Origin of the sequence: Micromonospora sp. NPDC005686 (assembly GCF_042871665.1) — a bacterium.
Taxonomy (GTDB): domain Bacteria; phylum Actinomycetota; class Actinomycetes; order Mycobacteriales; family Micromonosporaceae; genus Micromonospora.
In genome coordinates this window covers 151257-172752 of sequence record NZ_JBIAIY010000003.1, presented here as the reverse complement: position 1 = coordinate 172752, position 21496 = coordinate 151257, and the positions used below count along the sequence as shown (strand labels likewise).

Sequence of the window (21496 nt, the reverse complement as noted above, 5' to 3'; positions counted from 1 at the left end):
GCCGGAGATGACGGACCAGGACCACCTGCACACCGAGCTGCTGCACCTCGGCGGCCGGGTGCCGGACGCGCTGCTCGCCGAGGCGCGGCTTCGGCTCGCCGACACCGGCACGGTGATCCTGCCCGAGCCGCCCGGCCCGGTCGACCTGCCGTTCACGTTCGCGTCGGCCGTACCGAATCCGCGTGTCTTCGGCGGGCGGGTGCCGCCGCTGGCCGACCTGACCGGCCGCGAGGGCCTGATGGACGACACCGACCGGGTCGCCGTCGCCGCCGCGCGGCAGCAGCCCGGCGCGGTGGCGCTGTGGCGCGGATGGCGGATCGCCCCGGAGTGGGCCGCGGCGGTGATCCCGCCCGCGCCGGTCTACCTGCTGGAGACGGACGGGCCGCAGGCCGTGACGGCGGCGACCGTGATGCGGGCGCTGGCCGCGGCCGGGATCTCGGCGCCGCTGGTCGAGGTGTACCGGCCCGGCGACAAGCTGCCGCCGTACTCCGCGGCGGCCCGCCGGTCCGGCGCGCTGCTCTGGGCCGACCGGGACACCGCGCCGCCGCGGATCGCCCGCGTCTTCGACGAGGTGGACGATGACGGGGCACGCTTCGCGCCGGACCACGAACGGCTCTCCGGCACCGATCTCGCCCGGGCGGCCACGTACCTCGACGCGGGCACACCGGTGCTCGCCACCACCGCACGCGGTCCCGACGTGGTGGAGCCCGAACGCGGGCGGGTCGTCCCGATGACCTACCGCACCGACGGGCGGTGGCTCTGGCCCGAGTCCGTCACCTACTACCTCCAGGAGTACGGCCTGGCGCCGGAGCCGGACCTGCTGGCCCACATCCGGTCGCGCGGCGGGCTGCCGCCGGTCACCGACCCCGCCGACGAGCACCGCGCGCTGGCGCTGCTGTTCCAGTCGTACGCCCTCGTCCCGGCGGAGGCGGAGGCGGAGGCGGAGGCGTGACGATCTTCGTGGCGATCGCGTCCTACCGGGACCCGGAACTCGTGCCGACGGTGCTGGACTGCCTGGGCAAGGCGGCGCACCCGGAGGACGTCCGCATCGCGGTGTGCTGGCAGCACCTGGGCGACGAGGACATCTCCGCCATCCGGGACCTGCCACAGGTCGACGTGCAGGAGCACGACGCCCGGGACAGCCGTGGCGCCTGCTGGGCCCGGGACCGGACGTTCCAGCGGTACGACGGCGAGGACTGGCTGTTGCAGGTGGACAGCCACACCCGGTTCGCGCCGGACTGGGACGTCCGGCTGATCCGGATGGCGCGGGAGACCGGTGCGGCGAAGCCGATCCTGACCGCGTACCCGCCGAGCTACGAGCCCGACCAGGAGTTCACCGGCGCGGGCGCGCCCGCCGAGATCGTCGTCAGCGACTGGACGACGTTCGGCGTGCCGGTCTTCGGCCAGCGTCTGATCGAGGGAGCAGCGCCCGGCGTACCGCCCAAGCCGGCACTGTTCCTGGCCGCCGGGTTCCTCTTCGCGCCCGGCTCGTTCGTCACCGAGGTGCCCTACGACCCGGGCATCTACTTCCACGGCGAGGAGATCACCCTGGCGCTGCGCGCCTTCACGTGGGGTTACGACCTGTTCCACCCCACCGAGGTGCTGACCTGGCACTACTACATCCGGCAGGACCGGCCGCGGCACTGGAGCGACCACGTCGAGTCCGACTGGGCCCGCTACGAGGAGCTGAGCCGCCGCCGGGTGCTCTACATGCTGCACACCCCGCCGGCCGACCGGCTCGGCATCGGGCCGGTACGCACCCTGGAGCAGTTCGTGGCGCACACCGGCTGCAACTTCACCCGGCGCACCTGGACCGACATGCTGGCCCAGGAACTCGTGCTGCTCTGATCAGTTCCCCCGCGCCGGCTCACCGGCCCCGCTCGACCAGCGGGTCTCGACGATGGCGGTGGCGAGCCGGGCCAGCTCCGGATGCTGCCGCGCGTACGACGTGACGTGCTCGGCCAGCTCGTACTGGGACTGCCACCGGACCTTCCCGGCCCGGACCAGCGCCCGGTCCAGCGCGAGCGGGTCGCCGCGCAGGTGACGCCGGACGTCCACCAGGACACCGGTGAGCGACTGCTCCTGCTCGTCGGTGCCGGGCAGCGCCGTCACCATGGCCGGCAGCGCGGCCACCGTGTCGTCGTCCATGCCCGGCACCAGGCCGATGAGCGCCTTCTCTCGCGCCTCCGCGCGGGTCTCGGCCAGGTACGCCATCCCCGCCTCGTCGGCGGCCAGGTGCCGCAGCGCGGGGTCGCGGCTCAGCTCCGCCACCGCCGCCGTCACGTCCGGCCCGGCACCGGCCGCAACGGCGTCGCCGGGAGCGGTGTCATCGGCATCGGTGTCGACGGCATCCATGACGGCCGGGCCGCCGAGGTCCGGGGCGGTGACGGCCGGGCCGGTTCGGGCCGGATCCGCGACGGCCGGGCCGGCGAGGGCCGGATCGGCGCCCCTCCGGACGGTGACCGGGGCGGCCACGGCCGGATCGGTCCGGGTCGCGGCGAGGTCCGTCCTGCCGGTGTGGACGGACGGCGGTGCCGTCTCGGCCCCGGCGGGTGCCGCCTCCGGCCGCCCGGCACCGCTCCGCGCCGACCGGCGGGCGCGCAGACCCAGCAGCAGGGCGGCGAGCGCCGCCAGCCCGGCGAGCGCCAGCAACGCCGCCCGGCGGCCGATCCCGGTGGTGGAGCCGGACGCCTGCTCGGCCGCCTGCGCTCGGGGCGCCTCCTCGGGCAGCACCGCGGTGACGGAGGCGGTCAGGTCGATCTCCGGCGCGACGCCACCGGTGGTCTTCGCGGTCTTCAGCACCCGGTTGCGGACCAGCGCCGGGTCGAGGTCCGGGTACGCCGACCGGATCAGCGCCGCCTGCCCGGCCACGTACGCGACGGCGAGGTGCGTGCCGGTGCCGTTCACCGGCCGCGCGCCGGCGATGCCGAGGCTGGTCACGTCGACGCCGGGCGCCATCACGTCCACGCCGCCGGACCGGTAGCGCTCGGCCGTGCCCCCGTCCGGCCCGATCCCGCCGACGCGCAGCACGGCGTCGTGCAGTGGCACGTCCGGGTCCGGCGGCGCCGCCTCGTCGGCGGCGCCCACCACGACCACCGCGCCCTTGTCGACCGCCTCGTTCACGGCGGACACCACCTCGGCCTGGCCGAGGTCCACCTGCGGCCCGAGCGCGATGACCGAGGCGCCGGAGCCGACTGCCGCCCGGATCCCCGCGACGCTCGCCGCGGCTGAGGCGCCCGGCGTCCCGCCCGCCACCCGGACGGGCATGACCGCCGCGTCCGGCGCGACCCCGGCCACTGCCGATCCCTTCACCGGCTGCGCCACGATCAGACCGGCCATCGCCGTACCGGTGCCGAGACAGTCGGTGTCACCGCGGGCGCCGCCGGCCGCCCGGTCGACGCCTGTCGTCACGCGGCCCGCGAGCGAGGGCAGGCTGCCGGCGACGCCGGAGTCGACGACGGCCACGAGCTGGTCGCGGCCCCGGCTGTGCGGCCACGCCTGGTCGGCGGCGACGCGCAGGCCGGCCCACTGTGACTGAGCGCGCGCCGTCGCGGCGGGGCGGCACCCCTTCGGCGGGCGGACGGCCGCGTCGCCGTCGGCGGCCGGTTGCCGCCCGGCCGGCGTGGACGCGCCGGGCGCCGGCTTCGCGGCCGGCGGGACGCCCTGGCGGACCTCACTGCCGTACGCGTCCCACGGCAGCACGAGCACCCAGCCGGCCCGGAGCCGGGAGGCGTCGGTCAGGGTGGCGCCGTCGGGCTGGATCCGCCCGGCGTTGAGGGCGAAAAGCTCGGACGCCCGCGAGCCGTCGCCGAGGAACCGCTCCGCGATCTCGGTGAGGTTCTCCGGCTCACCCTGGTGGGTGGCCTCGACCGTGTAGTACTTGACCTGGTCGCCGTCGGCGCGGGCCGCCGGTGCGAGCGGGGCCAGCGCGAGCACGGCCACCGCGACGACGGCGGCGAGCGCGGCCCGGACCACCGCCGGTGCGGTCCGCGTCACCCGCCACCACCACAGGTGCCGGCGCCGGTCACGGGCGTGGTCGCCGTGGTACCGCGAACGCCGGGCGTCCGAACCATCAGTCATCGATCCACTCTTGAGCCCGGTCGAGAAGACTGTCCTTACCAGACGGGCAGGCTAGCACCGCCAACTCCCGACACACGGCGGCGGTGCACCGGGGGGACGCTCCAGTCGGGTACGCGGTCATCCGCGGAGGGCCTACCGCCCTCCGCGGATGTGCCGGATCCACAGCTCCGATGTCACGGTCCGAAGCTGCCCGAGGCCCTGGTGCTCTCCGCGGCGGCCAGCATCCGCCCGATCGCCGTCTTCCGCCGGTTGACCACACCGGCGAAGTTCACCAGGATCCCCATGTACACGACTGTCTCCGAGGCCCACATCTCCAACCGGGAGCCCCCGCCGGGGTGTGGTTCGATGTCGATGGACATGGTGATCCCACCCCGGACTCCGCGCCGCCGCATATTGATCATTCCCGGTCCGTTCGTGCCGGTCCACAACACAGCGCGGGGACCACCGAAGGCTCCCCGTACGACCTCGGCGGCCAGGGCGGGATCGCACGTGGTGTCGACGATCGTGGTCGCGGTGGCGTTCCGCGTCTCGATGAACTGCCAGACGAAAACGCCGATCAGTGCGGCCACGATGCCGAAGCAGACTAGTCCTTCCACAGTGTTCATTCCCTTCTTGCGATCGGATGAAGTCGTCGCCGAGAGCGGATTCAGCCGCGCTCGGCGCGGATCTGCTGGAGCCGTTGCTGCTCGTAGCCGGTGAGCAGGGCGACCGGAAGCCCCCGCGCGGCCTGGAAGGCGATGCCCGCGTCGATCAGCGGCAACGCCGCGGGCATCGTCAGCGCGTCACCGCTGAACATCTCCCAGACGAGCCGGGCCGCACCGAAGGTGGCGAAGCCGCCCTGGTCGTCGGCGACGAGGTCGCCCAGGGCGGCCAGGAAGCCCTCCCGGTCGCTTGTCGCGTACCGGTACAGCGATCCGACGCGTTCCCACATGCTGCTGTCGTCGATCCCGCTGCCGTGCACGTCGAACGAGTACCGGCCGAAGAGGTCGAGCCACCGCACCATGTCGTCCGGAAACGGCGAGCTGGGCGGTCGTCGGAAGAATGCCATGCCACCTGCTGACGGACAGCTGTCAGTCAGCAGGGCGCGTCCGGGCAGGAATCGCCGCCAGGGCGGCTCTCTGTCCGCTGCGATTCCCGGCACACCCGCCAAGGCGTCCTAGGAGGCTGATGTGCCGGGCGACGCGGCGCCGACAGCGAGCGGCCGCTACGTCACGGGCAGGGCCCGCCCGCGCAGACGTCGATCACCTTGCCGGTGAGCAGGAAAACCGCCTTCTGCCGCTGGGCGCCGGGCTGGGCGCGCGGGAACTCGTGCGAGTCCTCGCCGTACTCCGGTCCTGCGGGTGCGAGGTTCGTCGTCGGCGGCGCGTACGCCGCCCCGCTGTTCCACACCACCATCGCCGAGCCCGCGTACGGGTACCCGCGGATCGGCGCGATGCCCCAGAACGGGCGCACGTCCGGTGACCAGCCGTCGACGAGCGCCGGGGCGTGCAGGCGGGCGCCGACGGTACGCGCCTGCACCTCCGCCGCGGCGGTCGAGACCTGCTGGTCGGCGAAGGCCACATGCATCAGCACCCGGTGCGCCGGGGTACGCGGCAGCGGCCGGTCGGTCATGTGCTGGGCGTACCCGTTGGCCTCGGACCGGTCCCACAGCATCTGCAGCAGCGCCAGGATCAGCTGCTGGTCGATCTTGTCCGGGTAGTAGCCGTCCATGATCGTCTGGAACGGGGCGAAGTCGACGCTGCGTTGCAGCAGCGTGGAGTAGTTCATCGCGGGCACGCCGAGCACCGAACGGGTCCAGTCCTGGGCGATGGCGGTGAGCGCGCCGCCGTTGATGCCGCCCTGGCTGTTGCCGTCGTAGTGCAGCCCGCCGGCCACGTCGATCAGCGGCCGCCCGGCGGCGTCGCGGAACGCCGGGTGGGCGGCGAACCCGTGGCGGTGGATCATTGTCCGGCCCAGGAAGAGGAAGTTCAGGAAGCTCTGCTGGAGCCGGTCGGCCACCGCCGGGAAGGCGCTGAGGTCGGTGAAGGCTCCCGCCACGTACGGGACGTCGGCGGCGGCCATGCCGATCCAGCTCGTCGCGCAGAAGGTGAAGTCGTACGTCTGCGACATGGTCTTGACGTTGCCGGCGTTGATCTCGGTCGGCCGGCCGAGCAGGCCGTGGCCGTAGAGCGAGAGGTGCGCGGGTCGCGCGGCGGACGCGCCGCGCGGGATGTTGCAGACGAAGTCGGCGGCCACCGTCGTGCCGGACGGTGTGGGCAGCGCGTTCGGCGTCGGCGGGGTGCCGTCGCCGCCGGGCGGCCCGTAGTGCAGCCGGGAGCCGGGACCGCCGTCGCCGGTCAGGTAGGACGGCACCGCGACCGTGCCGGTCACCTGCCGGGCGATCAGCGGGTCCTGCTCCGGCGTGTAGTCGGTGACCTGCGAGACGGTGAACCCGGGCGCGCGGCGGCCGAGCGCGGCGAACGCGCTGTCCCGGACCGCCAGCATCCGCCCGGTCAGGCCGTGCCGGCTGGCCACCGTGAAGTCCCAGGCCAGGTAGAGGCTGTGCCGCTTGACGCCGGCCCGGGTCAGGTCGGCGAGGATCCGCTTCATCTGCGGCGCGCGTGGGTCCAGCCGGTCCAGGCCGGCGCCGGTCACGTACGTCCGGAACGCCTTCGGCGCCGGGATGAGCGCGCCGTCGCCGTCGCGCAGCCCACGCAGGCCGACCACGTACCGGGCGCCCTCGGTCAGCGCCACCGCCGGCCGGATGATCAACGTCTGCCGATCCGGGTTGCCCGCGGCGTGCGCGTCCAGTTCCGCCCAGTACGGCGTACGCCTGCCGGTGCGGGCGTCGAGCAGCACGATCGGCGCGTCCGGCGCCAGCGACCGGCCGACGTCGGTGACCGGCGCGATCCGCGTCCGCGCGGCGTCGAGACCGGGTACGCGCGCCAGGATCGGCGAGCCGGGGCTGAACCCGTCCTGCCGGTTCCACTCGGCCGGGTCGATCGGCACGCCGAGCACGTTCGCGGGCATCGCGGAGGCCGCGATGCGGACCCGCTTGCCGGTCGGGGTGCTGCGGTCCGGGACGGTGAAGTAGTCGTTCGGGAACGGCAGCAGGCAGGCCGCCGGGTCGATCGGGTCGCAGGACCGCTGCCCGGCCGGTGCGGGAGGCGCGGACGGCGCGGCGGCGGCGCCGGAGCCGAGCAGCACGGCCGAGGCGGTCACCAGCGCGGACACGGCGAGACGGAGCCGTCGAGGTGTGCGCACGCGCGTCTCCTTCGACATCGGACGGTGGCGGGTGGTGTTCTTCCTACGCCCGTGAACGGATCTCGGCAAGGGTCTGGCCGGTGGCGGCACGCTCCCTCGGGACCTCCGGCTTGTCCTGGCCGAACTGGGTGCGGTACAGCTCCTGGTACCGTCCGCCGGCGGCGAGCAGGTCACCGTGCCGGCCGCGTTCGACGACGCGCCCACCCTCGATCACGAGGATCTCGTCGGCCGTACGGACGGTGGACAGCCGGTGCGCGATGACCACACTCGTCCGGCCGGTCAGGGCCTCGGCGAGGGCGTCCTGCACGGCGGCCTCCGAGGTGGAGTCCAGGTGCGCCGTCGCCTCGTCGAGGATGACCACCCGGGGACGGGCCAGCAGGAGCCGCGCGATGGTGAGCCGCTGACGTTCCCCGCCGGAGAGCCGGTATCCACGTTCCCCCACGACGGTGTCGAGCCCGTCCGGCAGCGACCGGATCAGGGCGTCGAGGCGGGCCCGCCGCAGGACGTCCCACATCTCGTCCTCGGTCGCGTCCGGCCGGGCGAACGCCAGGTTGGCGCGGATGCTCTCGTGGAACAGGTGCCCGTCCTGCGTGACCACGCCGAGCGCCGCCCGCACCGACTCGGTAGACAGGTCCCGGACGTCGACGTCGGCGAGCTTCACGGCACCGTGCTCGACGTCGTACAGACGCGGTACGAGCTGGGCGATCGTCGACTTGCCGGCCCCGGAGGAGCCGACCAGGGCGACCATCCGGCCCGCCTCCACGCGGAACGACACGTCGTGCAGCACCTCCTCACCGCCGCGCGTGTCGAGCTTCGCGACATCCTCCAGGGACGCGAGCGACACCTTGTCGGCCGACGGGTAGCCGAACCGGACGCTGTCGAACTCGACGGCGACCGGCCCGTCGGGAAGCGGGCGTGCGCCGGGCCGGTCGACGATCAGCGGTTTGAGATCCAGGACCTCGAAGACCCGCTCGAAGCTCACCAGCGCGCTCATCACCTCGACCCGGGCGCTCGCGAGCGACGTCAACGGCGCGTAGAGGCGCGACAGGAGCAGCGCGAGCGCGACCACCGTGCCGGCGTCGAGGCTGCCCCGCAGGGCGTACACGCCACCGAGCCCGTACACCAGGGCCAGGGCCAGCGAGCCGACGACGGTGAGCGCGGTGATGAAGACCCACTGGAGCATGGCGGCGCGAACACCGATGTCGCGGACCCGCCGCGCCCGGGCCGCGAACTCGGCCGACTCCTCGGCCGGGCGCCCGTACAGCTTGACGAGCGTCGCGCCGGGCGCCGAGAAGCGTTCGGTCATCCGGTTGCTCATGGCGGCGTTGTGCTCCGCCGCCTCGCGCTGCAGGCGGGCGAGCCGGGACCCCATCCGGCGTGCGGGCAGGACGAAGACCGGCAGCAGGACCAGCGCCAGCAGCGTGATCCGCCAGGAGAAGCTCAGCATGACCGCCAGGGTCAGGAGCAGCGTGACAGCGTTACCGGCCACTGTCGACAAGGTGTCGCTGAAGGCCCGCTGAGCGCCGATCACGTCGTTGTTCAGGCGGCTGACCAGCGCGCCCGTACGGGTCCGGGTGAAGAACGCGACAGGCATGCGCTGGACGTGGTCGAAGACCGCCGTCCGTAGCTGGACGATGAGGCCCTCCCCGATGGTGGCGGACAGGTACCGGGTCAACAGCCCCAGGCCGGCCTCGGCCAGCGCGATCACGGCGATCAGCGCCGCCAGCCGCACCACGACGCCGCTGTCGGCGCCGCTGACGATCGCGTCGACCACCCGCCCGGCCAGCACCGGCGCCGCCACAGTGAGGACCGCCGTCACCACGCTCAAGAGCAGGAACCTGACGATCAGGTTACGGTGTGGCCGGGCGAACCCGGCGACGCGCCGTAGCGTCGCCCGGGACAGCGGCCGCTCATCCTGCGCGTTGAGGGCGTGGTGCAGGGACGTCCACGCTGTCACTTCCATGCTCATGCCGTACCTCCGCGAGGAGGCTAGAACCTCACGTCCGCTTGAGGTCAAGCCACCGCGCCGGTCACCGGCCCGGCGCCGCCGCGACGTCCACGCTGTCCGCACGCGGCTCGCCCGGCCCGTCCGGCGACGTGCCCAGGGCGGCCGCCAGCTCCCGTCCGGCCACCTCGGCGCCGCTGGCCGCCGCGAGGGCGAACACGAACCGGTCCGGCCGCAGCACCACCAGCCCGGCGCGGTGCCGCCGGAACCATCCGTCCAGCACACCGTCGGCGTCGACGACCTCGACCCGGTCCGGCCGGGCGTCGCCCGGCAGCGCGGCCACCGGGGTGCCCGCCGGGTGGACGGCGACGAACCGCACCGGCAGCCCCTGCCACAGCGGTCCGGGCGGACTGTCCACCGCGGCGGGACCGAGCACGGCGAAGCCGTCGCCGAGCGCCTCGTCGAGCAGGCGCTCGCCGGGCGAACCCGGGATGAGCACGCGCGGCTGGGGGAACATGGTCCCGACCACGCCGTCCCGTCGCCCGCCCGTCATCAGGCCCCGCCGGTACGCCGGCACCGGCTTGAACTCGAAGCGCTCCACGAACCGCCGTACCCGGGGAATCGTCTGGACCGCCCGCAGCGCGGTGTCGCGCAACGCGGCGGTGAGCCGGTTACGGGCCAGGAAGACGCGCCCCAGCCGGACGCTGGTCTGTGCCATCTCCACCGTGTGCGGGCGCCGCTCGGTCTCGTACGTGTCGAGCACGGTGGCGTCGGCGGCGCCGGACAGCACCAGTGCCAGCTTCCACGACAGGTTCGCCGCGTCGCGCAGGCCGCTGCACAGGCCCTGGCCCATGAACGGGGGCATCTGGTGGGCGGCGTCGCCGAGCAGGAACACCCGTCCCTCCCGCCACCGCTGGGCGATGAGGTGGTGGAAGGCGTAGACCACCGCGCGGGTGACGGCGAACCGCTCCGGGTCGACGTACGGGGAGACGAGCGCGGCGATGCTCTCCGGCCGCCGCATGTGCGCCTCGGTCTCGCCCGGGCGCAGCATGAACTCCATCCGGTAGCTGCCCGCCGCGCCGGGCGACACGAACGCCGGGCGCTGCCAGTCGCAGACGAACGTGGTGTCCGGCACCCGTACCGCCTCGGGCGGCACGTCACCGGAGACGGCCAGCCACGGCTCGGCGTAGCTCGCCCCGGACAGCGGGATACGGACGGCGGCGCGGGTGGCGCTGCGGGCGCCGTCACAGCCGAGCACATAGCGGGCGCGGACCGCGCGCCGCTGGCCGGTGTCCACGTCGGACAACAGCAGTGTCACGCCGTCCTCGTCCTGGGTGAGGCCGACCAGTTCGGTGCCGAGCGCGAGCTGGACGTGCGGGAAGCGGTCCAACCCGGCGCGCAGCGTCCGTTCCAGTCGCGGCTGGTCGAAGAAGCGCAGCGGCGCGTGCCCGTACCCGAAATCCGTCTCGGACAGCTTCATCCGGGCGAAGGTCCGGCCCGCGCGGTTGACGTACTCGACGAGCGGCGGCGCGATCGTGGAGTCGCGGACCTCGTCGAGCAGGCCGGCCTGCTGGTAGATGCGCAGCGCCTCGTCGTCGCAGGAGAAGGCCCGCGGCTGACCGTGCGGGGCCGCGCTGCGTTCGACGACGAGCGTGCTGACGCCGCGCGCGCCGAGCAGGTTGGCGGTGAGCGCGCCCACCGGCCCGCAGCCGATCACGGCGACCTCGACCTCCGGCTGAACTGATCCCATCGCTGGTGCCCTTCGACGCGTGCTCCCGGACGGCTCCGGCCGTCCTACCCGACGCCGACCAGGGCACCAGCCCGGCGTGGAAGGACCGTGGAGAAGGCGTGGAGGCGGGCCTGCGGACCGTCTCAGAAGTCGGCGAACCGGGCCAGCAGCAGCCGGGCGCCCTGCTCTGCGGCGATCCGGGCGCCGAGGTCCCACTCCGCGCGGTCGCCCCGGGCCACGCCGCGGATCCGGTGCAGCTCGGCCACGAAGACGCGCTCGCCGATCCGGTCCGCCACCGCCAGCGCCTCACCGGCCAGCGTCGCCGCGGTGTCCGGTCGGCCGCCGGTCAGGTACGCCTCGGCCACAGCGCAGAGCGTGATGGTCCGGGTGGACCGCAGTCCGGGCCGGTAGAAATCCTCGGCGGCGGCGCGCATCGCGTCGAGCCGGCCGTGGTCGCCGCCGCGCGCGGCCGCCCACTCCAGGAAGTACGCGCCGGTGGCGGTCATGTGCGGCAGGCCGGCGGCCCGGCCGATGTCCCGGCACCGGCGCCCCGCCGCGTCGGCCGCCGCGACGTCGTGCTCCTGCATCGCCAGCCAGGCCGCGTAGAGCGCCGCGTTGGCCCGGCCGTACGGGTCGTCGAGCTCCTCGGCGAGGGCCTCGGCGGCGGCGATGTCGGCCCACGCGCCGGCCGGGTCGCCGCGCATCGAGCGGACGAGCGCCCGGAAGTTGTGGCAGGCCAGCACCGGACGCCGTCCGGCCTCGCGGCGCAGCAGCGCCCGGTCGACGGTACGCAGCCGCTCGATCCCGGCGGTGAGCCGCCGCTCGCTCTCAGCCTGCCGGCCGGTGAAGTAGCCGACGGCGCCCAGCAGGTATTCGCCCGCGACGGCGATCAGCCCGCTGCCGTCGTCGGGCGCCCGTACGAGCCGCCCGGCGAGGTCGGCGCAGATCGCGAACTCGGCCCGGTTGGCGGCGAGTTCGCCGAGCGCCCAGAGCGCGTGGCGGATGTCGGCGTCCGGCCCCACGAGCGTCAGCAGCTCGCGGGCGCGGGCGCAGACCCGGTCGACCGCGTCGCTGCCGACGCCCACCGTCATCTGGAGCACTGAGGCGCGGTGCAACTGGACGGTCAGCTCGGTGGCCGCCGCGTCGGGCGAGAGCCGCGCGGCCGGGGCCAGCCGGCGCGCGGCACGTTCGAGGTGACCGAGCGCGTCCTCGTAGGCGACCCGGCGGGTGGCGTCGTCGGCGGCGCGCAGCGACCAGCGCAGGTGGTCCTCGCCGTGGCCCAGCCCGATCGCCTCGCCGTAGTGGTGGGCCAGCTCGGCCGGCGCGGTGCCGGCCGTCCGCTCGTACGCGGCGGCCAGCCGGGCGTGCAGCGCGGCCCGGCGCGGCGGGACCAGCTCGGCGTAGGTGACCTCGGCGATCAGCGGGTGGCGGAACGCGAGCGCGCCCGGCCCGGTCTCGACCACCAGCGCTGCCGGATAGGCCGGGGCGAGGTCCTCGGCGACCGCCTCGGCGGTGCTGTCCAGCGCCGCCGCCAGCACCGCCAGGTCCAGGTCGTGTCCGGCCACGCTGAGCAGGTCGAGGCAGCGCCGGGCGGGACCGGGCAGCCCGGCGAGCCGAAGCCGCACGGTGTCCCGGATGCTCGGCGGCAGATCCGCGGCAGCGCCCGCGTCGGTGCGGGAGCGCAGCAGTTCGGTGAGGAAGAACGGATTCCCGCCGGTGCGGGTGACGAGCCGGGTCACCATCGGCTCCGGCGGCGCCACGCCGGTGCGGCCCCGGACCAGGTCGGCGACCGCCGCGGCGTCCAGCCCGGCGAGCCGGACCTGACCGAAGCCGCGTCCGCGCGCCAGCTCGGCGACTGTCGCCACCAGGGCCGGGTCGCCGTCGTACGGCCGCAGCGTGGCGACCACGAGCGCCCGGGACGCGGGCAGGGCGGTGGCGAGGAACCGCAGCAACAGCAGCGAGTCCGGATCGGCGGCGTGCAGGTCGTCGAGGACGACGAGCAGCCCGCGCTCCCGGGCCGCCGCGTGCACTAGGTCCGCCACCGCCTCGTACACCTGGAACCGGGCCGTGGGGTCCAGACCGTGACCGTCCGCCGGTCCGCTCGATGATCCGGCGGCGAACCCGTCCAGCCGGCTCGCCGAGCCGGTGGAGCGCGTCTGCGGCAGCGCCGTCAGCGCGCGTACCACCTGGCTCCACAGCCAGAACGGCGGCGCCTGCCCGACGTCCGGACAGCGACCCCAGACCACCGGGACGCCGGCCGCGGCGGCCCGCGCGCCGAGCGCCGCGGCGAGGCTACTCTTGCCGATGCCGGCCTCCCCCACCAGGGTCAGCACCCGCCCGCCCCGCCCGGTGGCCGCGTCCAGCGTCTCCCGCAGCCGTTCCAGCTCCGCGTCCCGGCCCACGAGCGGTGCGCCGTCGTGCTCCATCGGGGCGGGACGCCCGGCCTCCGCCGGGCTGCTCCGGTCCTGCGGTACGTCCTGCGTCAGGATCAGCCGGTGCACGGCCCGGATCTGCTCACCGGGGTCGAGCCCGTACTCGCCGGCCAGGATCCGGCGCCCCTCGTCGAAGACGGCGAGCGCCTCGGTCTGCCGCCCCGAGCGGTACAGGGCCAGCATCAACTGCGCCCGGACTCCCTCGCGCAGCGGGTGCGCCGACACGAACCGGCGCAGTTCCGGCAGCAACGCCGCGTGCCGGCCCGCCGCGACGGCAGCGGTCAACCGCCCCTCCTCGGCGCTCAGCCGCAGCTCGGCCAGCCGGGCCACCTCCGGACGCACCACGGCCAGGTCGGCCACGCCCGCCAGCGGCTCACCGCGCCACAACGCCAGCGCCTCGGTGTACGTCCGCCCCGCCGCCGCCTGCCCGGCCGCGAGCGCGTCCGCAGCCCGGTCCACCAGGGCGGCGAACCGGATCGCGTCCACCGCGTCGGCGTCGACCCGCAGCTCGTACCCCCCGGGGTGGCTGCGCAGGACGCGCGGCGGCTCGCGGTGGGACCGTTCCGGTTCCACGGCCCGGCGCAGCCCGGCGACGTACGTGCGCAGCGTCGTCCGGGCGCTGGCCGGCGGTCGTGCGTCCCAGAGCGCGTCGACCAGCCAATCGGTGGCAACGAACCGGTTCGGCCGCAGCAGGAACAGGGCCAGCAGCGCCTGCTGCTTCGGCCCGCCGAGGGGCGCCACGCGCCCGTTCCGGACGACCTGCGGCGGGCCCAGCACCCGGAACTGCACAGTCACCTCGACGACGACCCTTTCGTGTCCGGGTCAGGCCGCCGCCATCTCCCGCAACTTCAGCACCGAGCGCCAGTTGCGCGTCGTCCCGATCACGCCCGTCTTCTTCTCCACGAAGGCGTTGCCGAGCTTGCTGCGCCCGTAGCCGTCGGGAACGTGCACGAACACCTCCCGCCCGAGCAGCGTCAGCGTCCCGGTCTCGCCGGGCGGGGCGGCGAGCGCCGCCTGCTTGTCCGCGCCGGGATCGCTGCTGAGCATCGTCACCAGCAACTTCGTCAGATCGGTCTGCGCGTCGAGGTACGGGTTGGCGGCGATCATCGCGTCGAGCTCAGCCAGGCTGCGCAGCAGCACCGGCACGTCCCGGCCCCACCGCTGCCTGACGGCCCGGCCGATCTCGGTCAGGATCGCGGCCTCGTCGGTCTCCGGGCAGCCGAACACCACATTGCCGCTCTGGATGTAGGTCGCCACCCGGTCGAAGCCGCAGGAGACGAAGACCTCTCTCAGCTCCGTCATCGCCATGGAGCTACCGCCGCCGATGTTCACCGCGCGCAGCAGAGCGACGTATCTCGCCATGACCGAGGATGGTAACCGGCCGGGCCCTCGCCGTGGGTAAGTCCGCTCGGCGCGGTGGCCGTGTCGACGGCCGCGTTCGGCGACCGGACCGACTGGCTCGGCGTCCTGGCCGACGCGTGGGCGTTCCACATCGCCGTCGACCGCGCCCCGGGTTACGGCGCGCAGTTCGCGCTGGTCAGCCGGATCGAGTACTCGCGGTCGTCGGACGTGATGCCGGACGGCACGCCGCCGAAGTAGGTCTCCACCTTCTCCCAGCCCCGGCGCTGCTCGTAGTGCACGTGCGGGGCGCCGGAGTTCCCGGTGCTGCCGACCCGCCCGAGCTGCTCGCCCCGGGCCACCCGCTGACCGGCCCTCACCGACGGCGGTTCGAGCAGGTGCAGATACTGGGTCTCCCACTTGCCACCGTGGTCGATCTTGACCCAGTAGCCGCCCCCGCGTCCCCGCGGCCCGTCCGGATCCTGCGGCGTACGGCCGCCGAGCGAGCCGTTGATCCCCGCCACGGTGACGGTGCCGGCGGCGGAGGCGAGCACCGGCCGCCCCCACGCCTCCCCCGAGGTCGGGAAGAGGTCGACGTCGTAGTCGTCGTGTCCCGGATAGGTCGACAGCCGCCACGTCTCGCCGCAGGCCACCGGGAGCTGGAAGTCCGGTCGCGGGCCCGGCGGCCGCACCAGCGGCACCACGACCGCCGCGCCGGCGACGAGCACCGCGAGGGCGCCGACGATCAGCAGGACGCGCGGGAGCCGGGAGCCCGGTGGACGGTCGGTGGTCATCGCTTCGAGCATGACAGGCGGTGCTCGGCCGCTGCCGCTCCCCCGCCATCGGTGAAGACCGGCCGTCCGGTCAGCGCTTCACGAGGGCTGTTCGGTCAACCACCGAGCGACCCTCACCTGGTCCGCTCGATCACACCGGCGAGGCGGAACCCGTCGGTGGACGCCGCGCCGCTCCCCCAGAAGGCCGAGGTACCCGGGATGTTCGCCAGGGCGTCGATGCTCGGGTCGTTGCCCTCCACCTTGGGCCCGTACGCGACGCTCCATCGCCCGCCCGTGTAGCGCAGCAGCAGCGTGCCCGGGTACTCGATGTACGGCGGGATGGGATTCGTACCACTGATCCAGACGTTGCCGTTCGCGTCACCGGCGACGGCGTACACCCAACCGGCGGATGCCGGCCCGGCCACCCGCTGCCACGTCCGGCCGTCCCAGTGCAGGATGACCGGCTTGGGGGTGGAGTCGTAGTCCTGGGTGCCGACCGCCCAGGCATCGGTCGACGAGCGAGCCCACACACCGGTGAGCCGGGCGCTCGGGATCGGCGGCAGCGACGCCACCCGCCACGACCCGCCGACGCGCTGCGCGATCATCGGCTCCGGGTAGGGCGCGTCGGCGACGTACCGTTCACCGGCGGCGAACACGCCGCCGTCCTGGGTGCGCGAGACCGCCCGCAGGACGCCGTTGAGTCCGTCCGTCCCCGGGACCGCGACCCGGCCGAACCCGCGGGTGTCGCCTTCGACGACGAGCGGCCGGCCGCCGTCGTGGCCGACGAACACGGCCCGTCCGCCGCCGGTGGCGGCCACGTCCAGCAGATCGGAGGTCCCGGCCGGGGCGGTCCACGGCGCGTGCGCCGTCCAGGTCTCCCCGTTGAAATGCCCGGCGTACGGCTGGCCGAGCCGCCGGGTGCCCACCGTCCAGACGTCCCGGGCGGCCGCCGCGTCCACCTTGTACAGCACATGCGCCTCGTGTGGCAGCCGCCGCTCCGTCCACGTCTGCCCGTTCCACCGCAGCAGCGCGTACGGCTGTTCGATCGAGTACCCCGTGTAGGTCGACGCCTGGTAGCCGACGGACCAGGCGTTGTTCGGGCCGGTGGCGGCCACGTCGGTCAGCCGGCTGTCATGGATCAGCGCGGGAATCGTCGCCGTCCACGCCGAAGGGGTAGCGGCGGCAACCGGCGGGACCGGCGGGAGCAGCACGCCTCCCACCAGAGTGGACAGTGTCGCCACGGACAGCCCGTACCGTACCGGTGATCGCATGGTCGCCCTCTTCCTGGGTTGGTAGCCGGCCCTCAGCATCGCGCTCCCTGACGCTCCGGGTACGCCCGCGCGCCGTCCCGTAAGACAGTGGTAAGAACGGCGTTCGCCGCCCGGGTCATGGACCGCCCGGGCCCTGCCGGGGTTCGCGGCCCGGATCCGGCAGCAACAATCGTGGATGATCGCGCGCCCTATGCTCGGGGTGATGGACGAGTCACGCATGCTGGTCGACGCTGTCGGTGCGGTGTGGCCGGAGGAGCCGGGGCCCGAGGAGGCCGCGATCGAGCCCGCCCTGGTCGACGCTCTGCGTGCGTTGGACACCGCCGGCCCCGACGATGCGGAGAGCGCGCAGGATCGCGTCCTCGCGGTGCTGGGTGAAGCACCCGACCTGCACCGCCGCGTGGAGTCGGCGATCCGGGCGACGTTGCTCGGCGCCGAACGCGGCGTCGGATCGCCGCAGCCGCAGGGCGTGGCGGAGCGGCGCAGCGAGGTCGAGATCGCCTACGCCACCGACCGGGTGCCCACCGGCCGTCCGGGTGAGTTCTACGGCCCGGGCCGCGACCGCACACTGCGTTGCGGCAGGGCCTGGGTCGCGCTTCCCGATGACCGTCGGATCGGCGAGCTGCCCCGGCCCAAGCGGCGATGGCGCCTCAGGTTCCGCAGCCCCGGGGATACGGGCCTGCGCCTGGAGGAGTCGGCGAGCCTCACCGCCACCGTCGCCGGGATGCGGGACCGGGCACCCGGCCGTGACGTGCTGGTCTTCGTACACGGCTACAACGTGTCGTTCGCCGATGCCGTACGGCGTACCGCGCAGCTCGCCTACGACGTGGACTTCGGCGGCGTGCCGGTCCTCTACAGCTGGCCGTCCGCCGGCTCGCCTGCGGCCTACGTCGCCGACGGCGCGGCCGCCGACGGCACGCAGCGCCGGTTCCGCACTTTCCTCACCTCGCTCCTGGAGTCCACCGACGGCGGCCGGGTGCATGTCATCGCGCACAGCATGGGCAACCGCGTTCTCACCGAGGCGCTCAGCGGCCTGGCCGGCTACCGACTCGGGCATGTCGTGTTCGCCGCGCCGGACCTGGACGCGGAGCAGTTCCGGGACCGGGTCGCCGACTTCTCGGGCACCGCCGAGCGCTACACCCTGTACGTGAACGACAGCGACCTGGCCCTTGCCGCCTCCGGGTCGTACGCGCTCGCCAATGCCCCGCGGGCGGGCGCGGGCGGCATCGACGAGCTCGTCCTCGACGGAATCGACACCATCGACGCGAGCCGCGTCGAGACCGGTCTCCTGGGCCATTCCTACGCGATGGAGCGTCGTACCGTCGTCAGCGACATCCACCTCTTGATCCATCATGATCACCCGCCGAACGCGCGGCCCGGGCTCAGGCTGATGATGTCGAGGGGCGGGCCGTACTGGGAGTTCCGGCCGTGAGTGAGGCGCGGCAGGAGTCGCGCGAGGCGACCGGCCTGCCGCCGACGCGAACCCTGAACGGCATGCCGAGTTGACGGGCGAGTGGGCCTGGGCCTTTTTCACGGTCTCGATCTGACCGGACCCGCCCGGCGTGTCCGTCAGCTATCGCTACAGGGCAACCCGAGCACCGGCCAGGGAGACACCATGACGGCGGACGCCATCGACCTGCTGAACCCGTCCGACGTCCTAGCCGGACGCGAACTCGTGTCCGCCTCCGGGCGTTCTGCCGACGATCGGGGCGTCCGGGTGGTCGGCGACGGCGTCCGCTGCGGGCGCCCGGTGATCTACCCGGTGCCGGCTGCGGACCTGCCGCCGGCGCTGCAGCGGCGGGCCGGCACCGGCTACCGGTACGTGGGTGCCATATTCGCCTTCGACCTCGGGGGTCTCGCCGACGGCGAGCGCTACCAGGCGGTCCGGTTCGAGGTCGAGCTGACCGACCGGCGCGCCGTGGCGGTGCGGCTCGACGGTGACGGCGGCGCGCTGGGGCTGACCTTCGACGACGCCGGGCCGGCCCCGGCCTCCACGACCGCGGCGCACACGGTCACCGCCGCCGGGACCCGGCCGGACTGGCTCCGCCGTCTGCTCAACCGATGGGGCGTCCCCCGCGCGTGGACGCTCGGCCTGCACCAGCACCGCTTCCGCTGGACGTACGAGGACCCGCGCAGCGTCCTCCTGTTGCCCCGGTCGTACGCCGTGCACGCGCTGATCGAAGTCCCCGCGGACCTCGCGGAGCTTCACGGCACGCTCGACATGCACGTCGACGTGTCGACACGGACGTCCACGGTCCTGCACGCCGACCTGAGTGACTCGATCGCCTTCAGCGAATCGATCCAGGCCACCGCCGGGCCGGCCGACGTGACCGCCTCAGCGGCGGTTCGGCTCTGCATGGCCGCCGACGTGTCGGGTTACAGCAGCCGGACCAACGCCGAGACCGAACGGATCCAGGCCCTCCTCGTCGACGTTCTCGCCCGGGCCCGTCGCGCCGCGGGCATCGCCGACTCCGCGGTGGTGCCCCAGGCACAGGGCGACGGCCAGTTCACGGTGCTGCCCCCGGGAATCGACGAGTCGGCGGTCATTCCACGCCTGGTCGACGAGCTCGGCGCCGCCCTGCGCGAGGTGAACGCGATCACCGCGCCGAACGCCCGGCTGCGCCTGCGGGTGGCGCTGCACCGGGGTCTGGTCAAACCGGCGTGCAACGGGTGGGTGGGCTCGTCCACCATCGCTGTGCACCGCCTTCTCGACAGCCCTCCGCTGCGGGCGGCGTTGCGCGACAACGCGGCGGCCGACTTCGTGCTGGGCATCCCCGACGTGCTCTTCAAGGACGTGATCGTTCACGCCGCCGAACCGCCGCTGCCGGGCGACTTCACACCCGTCATCGTCGACCTGCCGGAGAAGAGCTTCGTGGAGCACTGCTGGGTGGCCGTCGGCACCACCCTGTCGGTGGGCGCCTGACGAGGACGCCGGCCGGCTGACGACCGCGTCGCCGCCCCCTGCCGATTCCGGTTTCGGTCGGATTCCACACGCCGCTTTCCCGGTCTGATTCCGATCAGCGGCCGGGATGTGGCCGGAAGGGATTCCCACACAGCCGGGGGGTGGCCGACGTGGAGTCGCACTGATCTGCGTTGACGGCGGCCTGGGAAGGCACTTGCCTGCCTTCCCACGCCGCCAGATCCCCCGCGTGCGCCACCGGTCGCCGGTGAGCCCGCCGCCCGTCCCTTCCTGACGGACGGTCCGTCAGGAAGGGGTACGCGGGCGAAGTCCGGCGGGACGGAGGTGGGCCGCCGATGACGACGAGGACTGCCGGTGCGGCACGGGCAGCCGGGCGGACGGACACGCGACCGTCACCGGCCGGGTACGAGCCGCCCATCCCCCTGGCGGCGGTGGTGGGCGCTGCGGTGGGTCTGCGAACCGGCCGGAGCGCACCCGACACGGACCACAGCGGGAACCTGATCGAGACCTTCGCGGTGCAGAATCGTCTCGTGATCATTCAACCGGCCGGCCAGCGGTGCGGGTGAGACTCTCTCCGGAGCAGAGCGCGAAGCTCCAACGCCTCGTGGAGGAGGAGCTTCGCGCTGCCCTGCGCGCCGCCGCGGCCGACGGTGTCCCGGCCGGAGCGCTGGCCGCGGACCTGGACGAGCGCCGCCGGGCCCTGGAGTCATCGCTCGGTGCCACAGACGATCTGCTGGACGGCCGCGACCACCCGGGCGACGACGGCGGGGTCGGCGAGTCTCGCTGAGATCCGCTCGTCGAAGGCGGGCGCCGAGCCCGGCACGCGGTCCAGTTCGTCTCCCCCGGTGCCCTCCCCGAACACCGCGGTGACGACCCGTACGACGGCCTCGTTCGGATCCACTCCCCGGCCCAGCGCCTCGTCGAGGGCGTCGATGACGGCCGCGGCGAGCGATCGCAGCCTCGCCTCGTCGATCTCGCCGCTGGTCGAGGTATGGTCCGCGGTCTCGCCCACCGGCGTCGCCGCCACCGGGGCCGGCTTGGCGCCCATCGGTCGCTCGACGTACCTGGCGAACCAGGTCGGGCGGCGCCGCATCGCCGCGAGCACCTCCTCGACCTCGCGCACGACCGCCGCCGGGTCGCTCCCCACCCAGTCGCCCGTCACGGCGACACGCCGCGCCGCCCAGCTCTGCAGCGGCCAGACATCGGCACCGGCGGTGGCGGTGACACCCACCCAGTTGAGAATCTCGACAGCGAGTTCCATCAGCCAGGCGTCGTAGTCAAGCGCGTCGGCCAGCCAGCCGGGGACGCGCGGACGTTGCAGCGCTCCCCTCCGCCCTCGGCGCCGTCGGTGCGCGTCGACCGTGACAGCGGTCAACCGCCGCGTCATCCATGCCTCCACGCTGCGTATCGGCGTCACCGCATGCGCCAGGAGATCCTCCACGACCGCCTCCACGTCGTCGTGGAAACCGTCGAGGCACTCGTCGGCCAACTGCGGCATGGCCACCGCGCAGACGAAGTGGCCGCGACGGTGTTCGACCGGCCGGGTGACGCGGGAGAAGACCAGCGGCCAGGCCATCGCCCACGCTCCGGCGGTCAGCCGCCGACGCTCTGCCGGCGAGGCGGCCCGCGCCACGGCCGCCAACTGACCGCGCCCGGCCAGGAGACGGACGTGGGCGGCCTCGGCGTCTGCGGCGGCGGGGTGCGAACTCGTCACAGCGCTCCTTCCGATGCGGTGACTACCGGCGTGGAGCGTGCGGAGACCCCGGCG

15 protein-coding genes are annotated in these 21496 nt (G+C 74.1%); 4 read left to right on the top strand and 11 right to left on the bottom strand.

Annotated features, from left to right (window positions below):
- Window positions 1-7: 7 nt before the first annotated feature.
- Both ACFYON_RS08085 and ACFYON_RS08080 read left to right on the top strand, forming a co-directional pair.
- Window positions 8-952: a hypothetical protein gene (locus ACFYON_RS08085; protein ID WP_355047402.1), complete on the top strand. Its 945-nt coding sequence runs from the start codon at window positions 8-10 to the stop codon at window positions 950-952.
- Window positions 949-1848, top strand: a complete 900-nt coding sequence (locus tag ACFYON_RS08080; protein WP_354864185.1) for a GlcNAc-transferase family protein — start codon at window positions 949-951, stop codon at window positions 1846-1848. Before ACFYON_RS08085 ends, ACFYON_RS08080 begins: the two co-directional genes overlap by 4 nt.
- Here ACFYON_RS08080 and ACFYON_RS08075 read toward each other — a convergent pair whose 3' ends face one another.
- The 10 genes from ACFYON_RS08075 to ACFYON_RS08030 form a co-directional block, all read right to left on the bottom strand.
- Window positions 1849-4080 carry a S8 family serine peptidase gene (locus ACFYON_RS08075; RefSeq protein ID WP_355047401.1) on the bottom strand — a complete coding sequence of 744 codons (2232 nt, stop codon included), beginning with the start codon at window positions 4078-4080 and terminating at the stop codon, window positions 1849-1851.
- A gap of 173 nt (window positions 4081-4253) precedes the next feature.
- Complete coding sequence (locus tag ACFYON_RS08070) at window positions 4254-4676, bottom strand: hypothetical protein (protein ID WP_387188655.1); 423 nt, start codon at window positions 4674-4676, stop codon at window positions 4254-4256.
- 50 nt (window positions 4677-4726) lie between these two features.
- Window positions 4727-5128, bottom strand: a complete 402-nt coding sequence (locus tag ACFYON_RS08065) for a hypothetical protein (RefSeq protein ID WP_355095864.1) — start codon at window positions 5126-5128, stop codon at window positions 4727-4729.
- Window positions 5129-5289: 161 nt separating this feature from the next.
- Window positions 5290-7323, bottom strand: coding sequence for a hypothetical protein (locus ACFYON_RS08060; RefSeq protein WP_355047398.1), 2034 nt, complete (start codon window positions 7321-7323; stop codon window positions 5290-5292).
- Between the two features lie 43 nt (window positions 7324-7366).
- The gene (locus ACFYON_RS08055; protein ID WP_355047397.1) at window positions 7367-9292 is read right to left on the bottom strand and encodes an ABC transporter ATP-binding protein; all 1926 of its coding nucleotides are present in this window, start codon (window positions 9290-9292) and stop codon (window positions 7367-7369) included.
- A 61-nt stretch (window positions 9293-9353) separates the two neighbouring features.
- Complete coding sequence (locus ACFYON_RS08050; RefSeq protein ID WP_354864200.1) at window positions 9354-11018, bottom strand: bifunctional 3-(3-hydroxy-phenyl)propionate/3-hydroxycinnamic acid hydroxylase; 1665 nt, start codon at window positions 11016-11018, stop codon at window positions 9354-9356.
- 122 nt (window positions 11019-11140) lie between these two features.
- Window positions 11141-14224 carry a BTAD domain-containing putative transcriptional regulator gene (locus ACFYON_RS08045; RefSeq protein ID WP_387320675.1) on the bottom strand — a complete coding sequence of 1028 codons (3084 nt, stop codon included), beginning with the start codon at window positions 14222-14224 and terminating at the stop codon, window positions 11141-11143.
- A 27-nt stretch (window positions 14225-14251) separates the two neighbouring features.
- On the bottom strand, window positions 14252-14791 hold the full coding sequence (locus ACFYON_RS08040) for a DUF1697 domain-containing protein (protein ID WP_354864204.1): 540 nt from the start codon (window positions 14789-14791) through the stop codon (window positions 14252-14254).
- Between the two features lie 152 nt (window positions 14792-14943).
- Window positions 14944-15561 (bottom strand): M23 family metallopeptidase, encoded by a 618-nt coding sequence (locus ACFYON_RS08035; RefSeq protein WP_355047396.1) that lies wholly within the window; start codon window positions 15559-15561, stop codon window positions 14944-14946.
- A 113-nt stretch (window positions 15562-15674) separates the two neighbouring features.
- The gene (locus tag ACFYON_RS08030) at window positions 15675-16811 is read right to left on the bottom strand and encodes a hypothetical protein (RefSeq protein ID WP_354864208.1); all 1137 of its coding nucleotides are present in this window, start codon (window positions 16809-16811) and stop codon (window positions 15675-15677) included.
- Between the two features lie 202 nt (window positions 16812-17013).
- Here ACFYON_RS08030 and ACFYON_RS08025 point away from each other — a divergent pair, with 202 nt between their 5' ends.
- Complete coding sequence (locus ACFYON_RS08025) at window positions 17014-18240, top strand: alpha/beta hydrolase (protein ID WP_354864210.1); 1227 nt, start codon at window positions 17014-17016, stop codon at window positions 18238-18240.
- A gap of 183 nt (window positions 18241-18423) precedes the next feature.
- The gene (locus ACFYON_RS08020; protein ID WP_354864212.1) at window positions 18424-19731 is read left to right on the top strand and encodes a hypothetical protein; all 1308 of its coding nucleotides are present in this window, start codon (window positions 18424-18426) and stop codon (window positions 19729-19731) included.
- Window positions 19732-20434: 703 nt separating this feature from the next.
- On the opposite strand, the gene ACFYON_RS08015 is transcribed toward ACFYON_RS08020, so the two are convergent.
- Entirely contained in the window at window positions 20435-21442 is a 1008-nt protein-coding gene (locus ACFYON_RS08015) for a hypothetical protein (protein ID WP_355047392.1), read from the bottom strand.
- Between the last annotated feature and the right edge of the window lie 54 nt (window positions 21443-21496).

Bases quoted from the DNA above. Each gene is read 5' to 3' on its own strand.
- ACFYON_RS08040 (WP_354864204.1), bottom strand. From the start codon at position 14,791: ATGGCGAGATACGTCGCTCTGCTGCGCGCGGTGAACATCGGCGGCGGT.
- ACFYON_RS08055 (WP_355047397.1), bottom strand. From the start codon at position 9,292: ATGAGCATGGAAGTGACAGCGTGGACGTCCCTGCACCACGCCCTCAAC.
- ACFYON_RS08035 (WP_355047396.1), bottom strand. From the start codon at position 15,561: ATGACCACCGACCGTCCACCGGGCTCCCGGCTCCCGCGCGTCCTGCTG.
- ACFYON_RS08085 (WP_355047402.1), top strand. From the start codon at position 8: ATGACGGACCAGGACCACCTGCACACCGAGCTGCTGCACCTCGGCGGC.
- ACFYON_RS08065 (WP_355095864.1), bottom strand. From the start codon at position 5,128: ATGGCATTCTTCCGACGACCGCCCAGCTCGCCGTTTCCGGACGACATG.
- ACFYON_RS08030 (WP_354864208.1), bottom strand. From the start codon at position 16,811: ATGCGATCACCGGTACGGTACGGGCTGTCCGTGGCGACACTGTCCACT.
- ACFYON_RS08020 (WP_354864212.1), top strand. From the start codon at position 18,424: ATGACGGCGGACGCCATCGACCTGCTGAACCCGTCCGACGTCCTAGCC.
- ACFYON_RS08075 (WP_355047401.1), bottom strand. From the start codon at position 4,080: ATGACTGATGGTTCGGACGCCCGGCGTTCGCGGTACCACGGCGACCAC.
- ACFYON_RS08050 (WP_354864200.1), bottom strand. From the start codon at position 11,018: ATGGGATCAGTTCAGCCGGAGGTCGAGGTCGCCGTGATCGGCTGCGGG.
- ACFYON_RS08025 (WP_354864210.1), top strand. From the start codon at position 17,014: ATGGACGAGTCACGCATGCTGGTCGACGCTGTCGGTGCGGTGTGGCCG.